The organism is Mesorhizobium sp. WSM3224 (genome assembly GCF_000427725.1).
In the GTDB taxonomy this organism is placed as follows: Bacteria; Pseudomonadota; Alphaproteobacteria; order Rhizobiales; family Rhizobiaceae; genus Mesorhizobium.
Genome location: NZ_ATYO01000004.1, coordinates 276,228 through 290,319, shown reverse-complemented (window position 1 = coordinate 290,319; position 14,092 = coordinate 276,228). Strand labels below are relative to the sequence as shown.

Sequence of the window (14,092 nt, the reverse complement as noted above, 5' to 3'; positions counted from 1 at the left end):
GTCTCAGTTGTTTTTCAGTTTCTTGGCGCTGGTCAGGTCGCGCGCCGCGAGATCGAGTATCTTGTTCGCCGCGTTGCGCGCGGCGACCGCATCGCGCATGCGCAGCGCCTCGACGAGGTCGCCATGCGCCGCCGCCGCTTCCATGCGCCTGACGGGCGAGATCGTCGCGGTGGCTTCCAGCGAAAACAACAGCGCCGTGTCGATCAGCTTGCCGATCTGGCGAAAGATCGGGTTATGGCTTGCGCCATAGACGATCTGGTGGAAGGCGATGTCGGAGCGCGAGAACCGCGTCAGGTCCTCGCCGGCGCCGGCCATGCCTTGCCACGCCATCTCGAGGTCGGCGATCTCCTGCATCGTCGCCCGCGTCGCCGCGAGCTCCGCGACAAGCGGCTCGATGGCGCGGCGGGTCTCGAGGATCGCGTCGAACAGCTTGTCGTCCAGCGCATGCGGCGCATGCCAGGCGAGCACCTGTGCGTCGATGATGTTCCAGTTGTCCTGGTCGCACACGACCGTGCCGACGCGCGGCCTGGACAGCACCAGCCCCTTGGCCGCCAGCACCTTCAGGGCCTCGCGGATGACGGTGCGGCTGACGCCATATTCGATGCCGAGATCGTTCTCGGTCGGCAGCGACGACCCGGCCGGGTAGCGGCCGGAGAAAATGTCGGAGGCTAAAGCCTTGGTCACGTCGGGCATGACGCGTGGACGACGCGCGGTCTCGCGCGGTTCGGCCTCTTCGTCAGCCTTCTTCGGTGTTTCGGTCACCTCAGCCCCTCCTCCAAGGCAGCGAACCCTTTGGTTTGCGCGCAATTGGTCCGGCCTTAGCGGATGCGAGTGATTTGCGCCAGCGACTACTTGTCAGACTATCTATCTCATTTATCATACCAGATCAATTGACGGGTATGATAAAATTGACTACACACTCCCAATCCGGGCCGAGCGCCCGGCCGTTTGCTGGGAGGTAATCATGCGACTTTTGAAAACCGCGCTCGTCGCGGGTGCTCTCGCCGTCTTGTCGGTCACCACGATTGCGTCCGCCTATGCGCAGGACACCAAGATCGGCTTCATCGTCAAGCAGCCCGAGGAGCCGTGGTTCCAGGACGAATGGAAGTTCGCCGACCAGGCTGCCAAGGAAAAGGGTTTCACCCTGGTCAAGATCGGCGCCGAGGACGGCGAGAAGCTGATGTCGGCGATCGACAATCTGGGCGCTCAAGGAGCGCAAGGCTTCGTCGTCTGCACGCCGGATGTGAAGCTCGGCCCTGGCATCGTCGCCAAGGCCGCCGCCAACAATCTGAAGCTGATGACGGTGGACGACCGCCTCGTCGGCGCCGACGGCAAGCCGTTGGAAGACGTGCCGCATATGGGCATCTCCGCCACCAAGATCGGCGAAGCCGTGGGACAGGCCATCGTCGACGAGATGAAGGCGCGCGGCTGGAAGGCGGACGAGGTCGGCGCGATCCGCGTCTCCTACGACCAGTTGCCGACCGCCGTCGACCGCGTCGAGGGCGCGATTTCGGTGCTGAAGGCCAACGGCTTCAAGGCGGAGAACATCTTCGACGCCCCGCAGGCCAAGACCGACACGGAGGCCGCGCTCAACGCCGCGACGGTGGTGCTCAACGCCCATGCCGACATCAAGAAGTGGATCGCCTTCGGCCTCAACGACGAGGCGGTGCTGGGCGCCGTGCGCGCTTCCGAGAGCGTCGGCATTCCGGGCGACGGCATGATCGGCGTCGGCATCGGCGGCGCGGAATCAGCGATCAACGAGTTCAAGAAGCCGGCGGCGACCGGCTTCGTCGGCACGGTCATCATCTCGCCCAAGCGGCACGGCTACGAGACGGCGCTCAACATGTATGACTGGATCGCCAACAACAAGGAACCAGCGAAGCTGACGCTGACCGCTGGTGCGCTGGCCAAGCGCGACGACTATCAGAAGGTCCGCAAGGACCTCGGCATCGAATAGCCTTCCTTGTACAAACAGGCGGCGGCCTTGTCGCCGCCTGTTTGATACGATCCGGCAAGGGTAGCGCAGAAGGATCGAAGCGTGTCCTTTCTCGAATTCTCCAACATCACCAAGACCTATCCAGGCGTCAAAGCCCTGTCGGATGTGTCGTTCGGCGTCGAAAAGGGCGCCGTGCATGGGCTGATGGGCGAGAACGGCGCCGGCAAATCCACCTTGATCAAGATCCTGTCCGGCGACCAGCATGCCGATGCCGGCGAAATAAGCATCGACGGCAAGGTCCAGGCCTATGCCTCGACCAGGGACGCTTTCGACAACGGCGTCATCGTCATCCACCAGGAATTGCAGCTCGTTCCCGAGCTGACCGTCGCCGAGAATCTCAGCCTCGGGCGTTTCCCGGCCAGCGCCGGCATCATTGCGCGCCGCCGGATGCTCGACGATGTCGGCGCCAAGCTGAAATCGGCCGGCATCGACATCGACATGCGCCGCAAGGTGAAGACGCTGTCGATCGGCGAGCGGCAGATGGTCGAGATCGCCAAGGCCGTGATGCTCGACGCCCGTGTCATCGCGCTCGACGAGCCGACCTCGTCGCTGTCCTCGCGCGAAAGCGAGATCCTGTTTAAGCTGATCGACCGGCTGCGCGGCGAAGGCAAGGTCATCATCTATGTCTCGCACCGCCTCGACGAGGTGTTCAGGCTCTGCGACAGCCTGACGGTGCTGCGCGACGGCAAGCTCGCCGCTCATCACACATCGCTGAAGGATGTGACGCGCGATCAGGTCGTGGCCGAAATGGTCGGCCGCGAGATTTCCGACATCTGGGGTTTTCGCCCGCGAAAGGCCGGAGATGTCCGGCTGAAAGTCGACAATCTGAGCGGCGCCAGGCTGCGGACGCCGGCGAGTTTCGAAGCACGCGCCGGCGAGATCGTCGGCTTGTTCGGCTTGATCGGCGCCGGACGCTCGGAGCTGATGCGGCTCGTCTTTGGCGCGGATCCACGCTCGGGCGGCACGATTGCCGTCGACGGCAAGACGGTTGCCGCCGCCAGCCCGCATGACGCGATCAGGGCAGGCATCGTGCTGTGCTCGGAAGACCGCAAGCACGACGGCATCATCCAGGGCCGCTCGATCGAGGAGAACATCAACATCTCGTCCAGGCGCCATCACACGCGCTTCGGCATCCTGAACCGCGCCAGCGAGATCGCGACCGCCGAGACCTTCATCAAGAAGCTCAAGGTGCGCACGCCATCGCGCAGGCAGGACATCGTCAATCTCTCTGGCGGCAACCAGCAGAAGGTCATCCTTGGCCGCTGGCTGTCGGAACAGGGCATACGCGTGCTGATCGTCGACGAACCGACGCGCGGCATCGATGTCGGCGCCAAGTCGGAGATCTACGAGTTGCTCTACCAACTCGCCGAGGACGGCATGGCGATCGTCGTCGTCTCCTCCGAGCTGCCGGAAGTGATGGGCATCTGCGACCGCATCCTGGTGATGTGCGGCGGACGCATCAGCGCGGAGCTCGCGCGCGAGCAGTTTGCCGAAAGGGCGATCCTGGCCGCCGCGCTGCCCGACAAGAAAACCCCCGACGCGATCGCATCCTGAGGATTTGCAATGACCGACCGGTTGAAGAAGGTACTGCTCGGAGAACAGGGCCTCGTCGTCATCTTCATCGTCGCCTTCGCGCTGGTGTCGCTCCTGGTGCCGAACTTCCTCACCGACCGCAACATGCTTGGCCTGCTGCAGTCCGTGGTCACTGTCGGCATCGTCGCCTGCACCATGATGTTCTGCCTCGCGGCGCGTGACTTCGACCTGTCGGTCGGCTCCATCGTCGCCTTTGCCGGCATGGTCGCGGTGATGGCGTCGAACACCACAGGCTCGATCCTGCTCGGCCTCGTCGCGGCAATCGCCTGCGGCGCCGTCGTCGGCTGGGTCAATGGCGTCGTCATCGCCAAATTCCGCATCAATGCCTTGATCACCACCTTGGCCACCATGCAGATCGTGCGCGGCATGGCGCTGATCTCGTCGGACGGCCGCGCCGTCGGCATCAACAGCCCCGATTTCTACCAGCTCGCTCTGTCGAAGCTGCTCGGCATACCGACGCCAATCTGGGTGCTGGCCGTGCTGTTCGGCATTTTCGGCTTCGTGCTCAACAGCACCGTCTTCGGCAAGAACACGCTGGCCATCGGCGGCAATCCGGAGGCCTCGCGCCTTGCCGGCGTCAATGTCGACAGGACGCGCATCTGGATATTCACGCTGCAGGGCGTGGTCTGCGGCATCGCCGGCATCCTGCTTGCATCGCGCATCACCTCGGGCCAGCCCAACGCCGCGGTCGGGCTCGAGCTGTCGGTGATCTCGGCCTGTGTGCTCGGCGGCGTCTCGCTTGCCGGCGGCAGGGCCACCATGTCGGGCGTCATCGTCGGCGTGCTGATCATGGGCATCGCCGAGAACGCGATGAACCTGCTCAACATCCCGGCCTTCTACCAGTACATCGTCAGGGGCGTGATCCTGCTTCTGGCCGTCCTGCTCGACAATCTGCGTTCCTCCGCCTTGGGGAGGCGCTGATGGCACGGCTTTCCGGTAAACGCATCTTCCTGACCGGCGCGGCGCAAGGCATCGGCTACGCGATCGCCGAGGCGTGCCTGCGCGAGAAGGCCGAGCTGTTCCTGGTCGACCGCGACGCGAGCCTGCTCGCCGAAAGTGCCGCACGTTTGGGCAAGGTCGCTCATGCTGCGGCCGACATCGCTGACGCCAAAGCAATCGATGCCGCAATGGCCTCGGCAGCGAAGGCCATCGGCCCGATCAACACCGTCATCAACAATGCCGGCACCAACGTCTTTTCGACACCGCTCGAAACCACCGAGGATGACTGGACGCGCAATCTCGACGTCAACGTCAAAGGCGCCTGGCACTGCGCCAGGGCGGCGCTGCCCGGCATGATCGGGCAGGGCGGCGGCGTGATCCTCAACATCGCCTCCACGCACGCCTTCACCATCATCCCGCACACTTTTCCCTATCCCGTCGCCAAGCACGCCCTGCTTGGCCTGACCCGGTCGCTGGCCATCGAATATGCCGGCAGCAACATCCGCGTGAACGCACTGGCGCCCGGCTACGTCGCCACGCAGAAAGTCATCGACTACTGGAACGGTTTCGACGATCCGGAGGCCGCGCGCGCCAAGACGCTGGCGCTGCATCCGGGCGGACGGATCGCGACGCCTGAGGAGATCGCCATGGCCGCGGTCTTTCTCGTCTCGGACGAATGCCCCTTCATCAACGCCGCCTGCCTCGTCGCGGATGGTGGCCTGAGCGTGCTTCACCACCCCTGAAACAAGCCATAAATCGGAGGATAAAATGGCAAATGATGTGTTCGCAAAATCCCTGTTGACGCGCCGCCAGGCGCTTGCGCTTGGTGCAAGCGCCGCGCTGGCGGGCTCGCTGCCGCGCATCGCGTTTGCTGCGGACGAGAAGGTCACGCTCTGGCACGGCTGGACCGGTGCCGACAACACCACCGCGCTCAACGGCGTCATCGACACCTTCAACAAGGGCGGCAAGGGCGTCACCATCGAGCCGACCGGCTATGACTGGGATACCTTGTTTTCCAAATGGGTGGTCTCCTCGGCGGGTGGACGCGCGCCGGACCTGGTGCTCTTCCACATCACCGAACTGCCCGAATTTGCCACGCGCAAGGTCATCCGTCCGATCGACGATGTCGTCGCCTCGTCCGGCCTCGACCTGTCGCAGGTTCCGGATGCCGGCCGCACCGGTGTGACCTTCGACGGCAAGGTCTATGCCGCGCCGCTCGACGTCCATCCGCTCGGTTTCTACTACAATGTCGATATGGTGCAGGAGGCCGGGCTCGATCCGACCAAGCCGCCAAAGACCGGCGAGGAATTCCTCGAATGGGCAAAGAAGCTCACGGTCAAGGACGGCGGCGGCAAGGTCACGCGATACGGCTTTGAATTGCCGAACACCTGGGCGACTGCGCGCTGGATCTGGTTCAGCCTGATGTACCAGTTCGGCGGCACATTCCTCGACGACAAGGGCCTCGCCGCGGTCGACAGCGAGGCCTCGCAGAAGGCGCTGCAGTACCTCGTCGACCTGATCAACGTTCATGGCGTCACCAACCCCGAGGTCGGTGGCAACAAGGGCGAGGACGCCTTCGCCTCGAAGCAGGTCGCGATGAAGTTCATCGGTCCGTGGGAGGTAAATCTGCGCATGGCGCAGAAGATGAATTTCATGACCGCGCAGCTGCCGGTGTTTGGCGCCAAGCCGGCGGTGTGGGCCAACTCGCACTGCATGGCGGTGTCGAAGCAGAAAAACGACGATAAGCTCGCCGCCGACGGCACCTTCATGAAGTGGTTCTTCGACAATTTCGCAGCACCCGCCACCACCGTCGGCATCATCCCGCAGAGCAAGGCGGTGCGCGAGAGCGCTGCCTTCACCGGCACCGAGCAGTACAAGTACTTCAAGTCCTTCGTCGACGACCTGCCTAACATCGTCTACGAGCCGCTGATCCCGCAGTACCTCTCGGTCTTCTCCTTCGACAAGCCGACGCCGCTGGTCACCAACCTTCAGGCCGCGCTCAGCGGCTCCAAGCCGGTGCCGGATGCCTTGAAGGCGATGAAGGAAGGTCTCGACGCGCAGCTGAAGAAGGGCTGATGACATCGCTGGCATCACAACCGGCGGGCCGCTCCAGGGCCCGCCGCGCAGCTGCGCAGGAGGGAGGGGCGGTGCGCAGCGGCATGACGCTTGCCGCCTATCTCTTCCTGTCGCCCTATCTGGCGCTGTTCATAGCCTTCATGCTGATGCCGACGCTGGCCGCCGTCGGCATCAGTTTCATGCGCTGGGACATTCTCGGCACGCCTGAATTCATCGGGTTCGACAATTACCGGCAGATATTCGCCGATCCGCTGTTCCTGACCGCGATCAAGAACACCTTTTATTTCGTCTTCCTGACGGCGATCCCGATGGTCGTGCTCGGCCTGGCCCTTGCCATGCTGCTCGACCAGAAGCTCAAGGGCACCGCCTTCGTGCGAACGGTGGTGTTCCTACCCTATGTGGTCATGGTCTCGACGGTCGGCATCCTCTGGGGCTGGCTGTTCGACAAGGGCACCGGCCTCGTCAACTATTACCTGACCACGATCGGCATCGAGCCCATCGCCTGGCTCAAGGATCCGCATTGGTCGATGCCGGCCTTGGCCATCACCACCATCTGGTGGACCGTCAACACCAACATGATCATCTTCCTGGCGGCGCTGCAGGATATTCCGGAAGAACTGCACGACGCCGCCACGCTCGACGGCGCCGGCCCGTGGCAGCGTTTCGTCTACATCACGCTGCCTTTGCTGCGGCCGGCCATGGCGCTGGTCACCGCGCTCACCATCATCAATGGCTGGCGCGTCTTCGGCCAGGCCTATGTGATGACGCAAGGGGGGCCCGAAGCGAGCACCTTCGTCATCGTGCAGTACATCTACCTCACCGCGTTCCAGAATTTCGAAATGGGGCCGGCAGCCGCCGCGGGCGTGGTGCTGCTCTTGATCACGCTGGTCTTCTCGCTGGCCCAGATGAAGCTGATGAAGGCGATCTGATGCAGGACCAACGTTCAGCCCGTGCCGGGAAATCGCTTGGCGGGCGCGCGCTGGCCTATATGCTGATGGGCGTGGTGACGGTGCTCTGGGGCGCGCCGATCCTTTGGATGCTGGTCACATCGATCAAGCCGGAGAGCGAGATCTACGCCTATCCGCCGGCATGGATACCGGATGCGCCGACGCTTGAGGCCTATGGCGCGCTGTTCCAGCGCTTTCCCATGCTGACCTGGTTCCGCAACTCGGCAGTCGTCGGGTTACTGACGACCGTGCTGACCTTGGCCGTCGACGCGCTGGCCGCCTATCCGCTGGCGCGCATGCAATTCCCCGGCCGCCGCGTCATCATGGGCGTCATCTTCGCGACTTTCCTGCTGCCATACGAACTGCTGTTCGTCCCGCTGTTCCTGGGCCTGAACAGCTACGGCCTGGTCGACAGCATTTTCAGCCTGACCGTGCCGGCCTCGGCCAACGCCTTCGGAGTGTTCCTGCTCACCCAATTCTTCCAGGCCGTGCCGAGGGAATTGGAGGATGCCGCGATCATGGACGGATGCAGCCGTTTCGGATTCTTCTGGCGCATCCTTTTGCCGCTCACCAAGCCGGGCCTTGCCACCGTGGCGATCTTCACTTTCGTCGCCAGCTGGAACAATTTCTTCTGGCCATTGATCGCCACCAATTCCGACGAGACGCGCACGCTTCCGGTCGGGCTGGCGACGCTGGTTGGCGGGGCCGGCATGTCGATGAAGCAAAGCGTGCTGATGGCGTCAGCCGTCGTGGCGACCCTGCCGACGGCGCTCTTCTTCCTCGCCTTGCAGCGCCACTTCGTGCGCGGCATTGCCGCGACCGGCATCAAGGGCTGACGACGGCCGATATCGCCATCGCCGGCGACCGCCTTCGCTGCGTGCTCTCGACGCAAGGCGGTTTGATCTGGCGGCTCGCGGCCGATCTGGGCGACGGCTGGCAACCGCTGGACAGGAGATGCGGAATGACGAAGGTTGCGGAAGTTTTCCGCTCGCGCGACAGCCTTCGTGCCGGCGACGCCCTTTCGCCCGGTGGGGCCACGCCGGGCAGCGGCCAGACTGCCGTTCTCGATCGCGATCAGAAACGCTCGCGGTAATCGCGCGGGTTGGTGCCCAGCACGCGTAGAAAACCGCGACGCATCGTTTCTTCGGAGCCGAAGCCGCAGCGCCGGGCCGTTTGGCCAACCGTCTGCCCCCGTTCCAGCATCCGCCGCGCCGCTTCGATACGGATCTCCTCGATGGCACGGGCGGGTGTCCGCCCGGTTGCTTCCTGATAGTGCCGCGAGAAACTGCGCCGGCTCATATTGGCTTGCTCGGCCAACTGCGCCAGCGAAAGGTCGCTGGCCAGATTGTCGAGGATCCAGCCATGCAGCCGATCGAAGCGCCCGTCGCCTTCCTGCAGCTTGAGGGTCTGGCTGAACTGCGCCTGGCCGCCCGGACGTTTCAGGAAGACGACCAGTTCGCGCGCCACCGCCAGCGCCATGCGCCGGCCAAGGTCGGCCTCGACGAAGGAAAGCGCAAGATCGATGCCCGCTGTCACGCCGGCCGAGGTCCACACATTGCCGTCACGAATAAAGATCGGGTCGGGTTCGAGCCGAACCGCCGGAAAGCGCCGGGCGAACTCCGCGCAGCGCCCCCAATGGGTAACCGCGCGGCGGCCGTCGAGCAGGCCGGCCTGCGCCAGCAGCATGGCGCCGCTGCAGACGGAAGCGGTTCGCGTGGCATCGCGCGAGCGGCCGACGATCCACTGGACCAGCTCGGGATCATCGCAGGCCGCGTTGACGCCCCATCCACCGGGCACGATCAGCGTGTCGATCTCGAGCCCGTGCGCCGGCAGCGCTGTTGCCTCCAGCACGAGACCGGCCGATGTCCTGATCCGCGGCAAAGTGGCGACGACGGCGACGTCATAGGCGGCCGGTCCGCCGGCCTGCGTCCTGAAGTCGTTGGCGCTGGCGAAAACCTGAAGCGGTCCGCTGACATCGAGGAGCTGGATGTCGGGATAGGCAAGGATTTCGATACGGCGCATGGCATTGGCCTGAAACGAGGGATGATTGGCGATCGTGCCAAACCATGATGCCTTAGATTGCCAGAAGTCAACTCGCCCCGAGTCAACCTGTGGAGATTTCCATGACCCTTCGTTTCGGCATTCTCGTATTCCCCAATGTCCAGCAGCTCGACCTCACCGGGCCGTACGAAGTCCTGGCCACCGCCAGGGGCGCCGAGGTCGAATTGATCTGGAAGGACCGCAATCCGGTGGCGTCTTCGACGCGTCTTTCCCTCACGCCGACCGCGACCTTCGACGATTGCCCGCCTCTCGACGTGCTGTGCATTCCAGGCGGAGGCGGCGTCAACGCGCTGCTGGAAGACCAGGCGGTCCTCGATTTCGTCTGCGAGCGCGCGGCGCAGGTGCGCTACATCACCTCGGTCTGCAGCGGCGCCCTGGTGCTCGGCGCGGCCGGATTGCTGAAGGGCAAGCGCGCCACCACGCACTGGTATGCGCATGATTTCCTTGAAGAGTTCGGCGCGATCCCTGTCGATGCGCGGATCGTCGAAGACGGCAAGCTGATCACCGCCGGCGGCGTCACCTCGGGGATCGATTTCGGGCTGGCGCTGGTCGCAAGGCTCCTCGGACAGGCCGAGGCCGAGACGGTGCAGCTGTCGCTCGAATATGCGCCGGCTCCCCCTTTCCGCTCCGGCACGCCCGCCGAGGCTTCGCCGGCCGTGTTGGCGGAGGCAAAGGAGCGGCTCGCGGGTTCGAGGCGGGTCCGCGAGGAAATGTTCGCCCGCTGGCGCGAAGCGCGCGCGGCGGCCACGCCGTCGCACATTCACGCCTGAAGCCAGGGAGCCGAGTGGCGCAGCTCCGCGCCACTCGGCCCGGCTTCGTTTCGACTGTTGACTCGCCTTTCGCTCTGTGCAGAAATTGGTTGGACCATTGAACCACTTTAGGCTCAGCCGGCGTGACCGACTTCCTGCCCCCCATCCAGACGACGGCCCGCGATGACGCGGTGCTGAAGGCCTTGGCGGGCTTTGTCCGGCAGGAAGCGCTGGGCCCCGGCGGAAAACTGCCGACCGAGCGCATCCTGGCCGAACGCCTCAAGGTCAGCCGCAACACGGTTCGCGAAGCCCTGACGCGATGGGAGGGGCTCGGCCTGGTGGAGCGGCGCCAGGGCTCGGGCACCTATCTCAAGACCGCTGTTTCCCCTGATATGCTGCACATGCCGCTGACGCTCGCCGGCGGCAATGATTTCACTGGCCTGATGCGCACGCTGGAAATCCGCCGTGCGCTCGAAGCCGAGGCGGCGGCGCTTTGCGCCATTCGCGCCGGCAAGGCCGAGATCGCCGGGATCGAGCGCAAGCTCGACATCATGGAAGAGGCCTTCCGGACCCGCGCCGGCATGTCCTCGGAGGAAGACTGGGAGTTCCACCAGGCGGTCTATCGCGCCTCGGGCAATCCGCTCTTCGAGCAGATCATCGCCGCCATGCATGAGCTGTTCCACCGCTTCTGGGAGCATCCGCTCGGCGTGCGCGACTTCGGCCACGCCAGCTTCCCCTACCACCGCACCATCTTCGACCGCATCGCCGCGCGCGATCCCGATGGCGCTCGCGCCGAGGCGCTGAAGCTCATCGCCACCGTCGAGGACGATCTGAAGCGCGGCGCCGCCAACCTCAAGCTTTTGGACCGCAAATGAACGAGCAGCTCAACGCCTTCGACACTGCTTCGCTGGCCAGCGACTATCTCGCCGAGGCGGCGACGCTTCTGGCGCATGACGATCCGTTTCCCGGCAACGCCGTGGTGCCGCCGATCTACCAGACCTCGCTGTTCACCTTCGCCAACTATGCCGACATGGCCGACACCTTTGCCGGCAGAAGGAAGCAGCCGATCTACTCGCGCGGCGACAACCCGACGGTGATGGAGTTCGAGGCGCGCGTGGCGGCCCTGGAAGGCGCTGAAGCCGCCCGCGGTTTCTCCAGCGGCATGGCGGCCATCAGCGCCACGCTGCTCGCCTTTGTCGGCGCCGGCGAACGCATCGTCGCCGTGCGCAACTGCTATGGCGATGCCTACCGCCTGTTCGAGCGGCTTTTCCCGCGCCTCAACATCAAGGTCGACTATGTCGACGGTTCCGATCCGGACGCGATTGCCGCGGCACTTCCCGGCGCCAAGCTGCTTTACCTCGAAAGCCCGACCTCGATGCTGTTCGAGCTGCAGGATATCGCGCATCTCGCCCGGCTGGCTAAGGAGCAAGGTATCGTCACCACCATCGACAATTCCTGGGCGACGCCGGTGTTCCAGAAGCCGATTTCGCACGGCGTCGATCTCGTGCTGCATTCGGCCTCGAAATATCTCGGCGGTCACAGCGACACCGTCGCCGGCGTGGTGGCGGGTTCGGCGGCGCACATCAAGCATATCAATGAGCAGACCTATTCCCAGCTTGGCGCCAAGCTGTCGCCCTTCGAAGGCTGGCTGCTGCTGCGCGGCCTGCGCACGCTGCCGCTGCGCCTGCCGCATCACATGAAGAGCGGGCTCACCATTGCCGAGCGGCTGAAGGCGCATGACAAGGTCGAGCGGGTCAACCACCCCGCCTATTCCAATCACCCCGGCAAGAAGACTTTAGCCGGCTATGCCGGGCTGTTCTCCTTCGAGGTCACCGAGGATGTCGACATCCCGGCTTTCGTCGATGCGCTGAAATATTTCCGCATCGGCGTCAGCTGGGGCGGCCATGAAAGCCTGGTCGTGCCGGCCAAGGCCTCGCTCGAGCAGACGCCGGGCATCAATTCGATGGCGCGCTTCGGCGTCAGCCCCCGAACCATCCGATTCAATGTCGGATTGGAGAATGTCGAGGACCTCTGGGCAGACATCGCCCAGGCCTTCGACAAGTCAAAAAAATAACGCGTTCAAAATGGGAGTTCTGAACATGAAAAGACTGACCTTCATGCTTGCCGCCGTAGCCGGCCTGGCGATTTCCGCCAGCGGCGCGCTGGCCGACACCACCATCAAGCTGGTCGAGGTCATCACCAGCCCGCCGCGCACCGAATTCCTGAAGAAGCAGATCGCTGAATTCGAGACCGCCAACCCGGGCATCAAGGTCGAGGTGGTTTCGCTGCCCTGGGGCCAGGCCTTCGAAAAGTTCCTGACCATGGTGCAGGCCGGCGATACGCCCGATGTCGTCGAGATGCCGGAACGTTGGATGGGCCTCTATGCCAACAATGCCCAGCTCGAGGATCTCGGCCCCTACATGGCCAAGTGGGACGACGCCAAGACGCTCGGCGACCGCGCCAAGCAGTTTGGCTCGACCGTCAACAACACGCAGTTCATGATCCCCTACGGCTATTATGTGAACGCGCTGTTCTGGAACAAGAAGCTGTTCAAGGAGGCGGGTCTCGACCGTCCGCCGGCAAATCTCGACGAGTTCGTCGAGTTCTCCAAGAAGATCTCGGCGATCCCCGGCAAATACGGCTACTGCCTGCGCGGCGGCCCCGGCGCCTTCAACGGCATGCACATGTTCATGAACATCGCCGACGGCAAGGGCGGCTACTTCACCAACGACGGTGTCTCGACCATCAACGATGAAGGCTCGGTCAAGGGCCTGCAGATGCTGGCCGACATGTACAAGAACGGCCTGGCGCCCAAGGACGCCGTGAGCTGGGGCTTCAACGAAACGGTGACCGGCTTCTATTCCGGTACCTGCGCCATGCTCAATCAGGATCCGGACGCGCTGCTCGGCATCGCCGACAAGATGAGCGCCGACGACTTCGCCGTCGCGCCGCTCCCTGTTGGACCGAGCGGCAAATCCTACCCGACGCTCGGCTATGCCGGCTGGGCGATGTTCGCCAACTCCCAGCACAAGGACGAAGCCTGGAAGCTGATGGCGACGCTGCTCTCGCCCAAGGACAATCTGGAATGGGCAAAGGAAGTCGGCGTCGTGCCGATTCACAACGGCGCCGACCAGGACGCCCATTTCAAGACCGAGCAGTTCAAGGGCTGGTTCACCGAGCTCAGCGACACCTCCAAATATGAAATGGTGACGCCGCCGACGCATCTCGAAAACCTCGGCAATTTCGTCGACCAGGTGGCGATCAAGAACTTCCAGGAAGTGCTGCTCGGCCAGAAGCCGGCCAAGCAGGTGGCCGACGAATGGGCCAAGTTCCTGACCAAGGAACAGCAGGACTGGATGGCCAAGAACAAGAAGTAGCACCGGTTTTTCCTTCTCCCCGTTCAACGGGGAGAAGGTGGCCCGAAGGGTCGGATGAGGGGCTGCGCCAAGTTCTGAGAAGCTAGCGCCGCCCCTCATCTGCCTGCCCATCCTCCGCAGCAGCTGTCCGGCAGGTGCGGAGGGTGGACCGGCATCTTCTCCCCGTGGACGGCAGGGCGATCGCATATGAGTTTTTACGAAGAGGACCCCCACCCCTAACCCCTCCCCACAAGGGGGAGGGAGACTTGGTAGGCGCTGATCTCCGCAAATCGCCTAGGTTCGACGCCAAAAGGGTAGCATGCGGCAGCGTTCCCTCCCCCTTGTGGGGAGGGTTAGGGTGGGGGTCCTCTTCGT

Annotated in this window: 14 protein-coding genes; 12 read left to right on the top strand and 2 right to left on the bottom strand. The window is 64.0% G+C overall.

The genetic code is table 11. From position 1 onward, the window contains the following. Window positions 1–3: 3 nt before the first annotated feature. Window positions 4–693, bottom strand: coding sequence for a FadR/GntR family transcriptional regulator (locus YU3_RS0110215; RefSeq protein WP_084508034.1), 690 nt, complete (start codon window positions 691–693; stop codon window positions 4–6). A gap of 271 nt (window positions 694–964) precedes the next feature. On the opposite strand from YU3_RS0110215, the gene YU3_RS0110210 reads away from it, so the two are divergent. From YU3_RS0110210 to YU3_RS42105, 8 genes are all read left to right on the top strand, one after another. Then, window positions 965–1,957, top strand: coding sequence for an arabinose ABC transporter substrate-binding protein (locus YU3_RS0110210; protein WP_027166140.1), 993 nt, complete (start codon window positions 965–967; stop codon window positions 1,955–1,957). Window positions 1,958–2,038: 81 nt separating this feature from the next. Continuing rightward, window positions 2,039–3,550 (top strand): L-arabinose ABC transporter ATP-binding protein AraG, encoded by a 1,512-nt coding sequence (gene araG, locus YU3_RS0110205; protein WP_027166139.1) that lies wholly within the window; start codon window positions 2,039–2,041, stop codon window positions 3,548–3,550. Window positions 3,551–3,559: 9 nt separating this feature from the next. Continuing rightward, window positions 3,560–4,510 carry an L-arabinose ABC transporter permease AraH gene (araH, locus tag YU3_RS0110200; RefSeq protein WP_027166138.1) on the top strand — a complete coding sequence of 317 codons (951 nt, stop codon included), beginning with the start codon at window positions 3,560–3,562 and terminating at the stop codon, window positions 4,508–4,510. After that, window positions 4,507–5,271: an SDR family oxidoreductase gene (locus YU3_RS0110195; RefSeq protein WP_027166137.1), complete on the top strand. Its 765-nt coding sequence runs from the start codon at window positions 4,507–4,509 to the stop codon at window positions 5,269–5,271. Before araH ends, YU3_RS0110195 begins: the two co-directional genes overlap by 4 nt. A 25-nt stretch (window positions 5,272–5,296) precedes the next feature. Beyond that, window positions 5,297–6,604 (top strand): ABC transporter substrate-binding protein, encoded by a 1,308-nt coding sequence (locus YU3_RS0110190; protein ID WP_027166136.1) that lies wholly within the window; start codon window positions 5,297–5,299, stop codon window positions 6,602–6,604. A gap of 71 nt (window positions 6,605–6,675) precedes the next feature. Further along, window positions 6,676–7,533 carry a sugar ABC transporter permease gene (locus YU3_RS36355; protein WP_198021653.1) on the top strand — a complete coding sequence of 286 codons (858 nt, stop codon included), beginning with the start codon at window positions 6,676–6,678 and terminating at the stop codon, window positions 7,531–7,533. Further along, window positions 7,533–8,387, top strand: coding sequence for a carbohydrate ABC transporter permease (locus YU3_RS0110180; protein WP_051333908.1), 855 nt, complete (start codon window positions 7,533–7,535; stop codon window positions 8,385–8,387). Before YU3_RS36355 ends, YU3_RS0110180 begins: the two co-directional genes overlap by 1 nt. Window positions 8,388–8,512: 125 nt before the next feature. Continuing rightward, a complete protein-coding gene (locus tag YU3_RS42105) occupies window positions 8,513–8,644 on the top strand; it encodes a hypothetical protein (protein ID WP_280795732.1) in 132 nt (43 codons plus the stop codon). On the opposite strand, the gene YU3_RS0110170 is transcribed toward YU3_RS42105, so the two are convergent. Beyond that, entirely contained in the window at window positions 8,626–9,573 is a 948-nt protein-coding gene (locus YU3_RS0110170; RefSeq protein ID WP_027166133.1) for a GlxA family transcriptional regulator, read from the bottom strand. The two genes, YU3_RS42105 and YU3_RS0110170, sit on opposite strands and share 19 nt — an antisense overlap. A gap of 101 nt (window positions 9,574–9,674) precedes the next feature. Here YU3_RS0110170 and YU3_RS0110165 point away from each other — a divergent pair, with 101 nt between their 5' ends. From YU3_RS0110165 to YU3_RS0110150, 4 genes are all read left to right on the top strand, one after another. After that, window positions 9,675–10,382 carry a DJ-1/PfpI family protein gene (locus YU3_RS0110165; protein ID WP_027166132.1) on the top strand — a complete coding sequence of 236 codons (708 nt, stop codon included), beginning with the start codon at window positions 9,675–9,677 and terminating at the stop codon, window positions 10,380–10,382. 122 nt (window positions 10,383–10,504) lie between these two features. Further along, a complete protein-coding gene (locus tag YU3_RS0110160) occupies window positions 10,505–11,236 on the top strand; it encodes a FadR/GntR family transcriptional regulator (RefSeq protein WP_027166131.1) in 732 nt (243 codons plus the stop codon). Beyond that, window positions 11,233–12,435: a PLP-dependent transferase gene (locus YU3_RS0110155; protein WP_027166130.1), complete on the top strand. Its 1,203-nt coding sequence runs from the start codon at window positions 11,233–11,235 to the stop codon at window positions 12,433–12,435. The genes YU3_RS0110160 and YU3_RS0110155 overlap by 4 nt, the downstream gene beginning before the upstream one ends. A gap of 25 nt (window positions 12,436–12,460) precedes the next feature. Beyond that, complete coding sequence (locus YU3_RS0110150) at window positions 12,461–13,738, top strand: sugar ABC transporter substrate-binding protein (RefSeq protein WP_027166129.1); 1,278 nt, start codon at window positions 12,461–12,463, stop codon at window positions 13,736–13,738. Window positions 13,739–14,092: the final 354 nt, after the last annotated feature.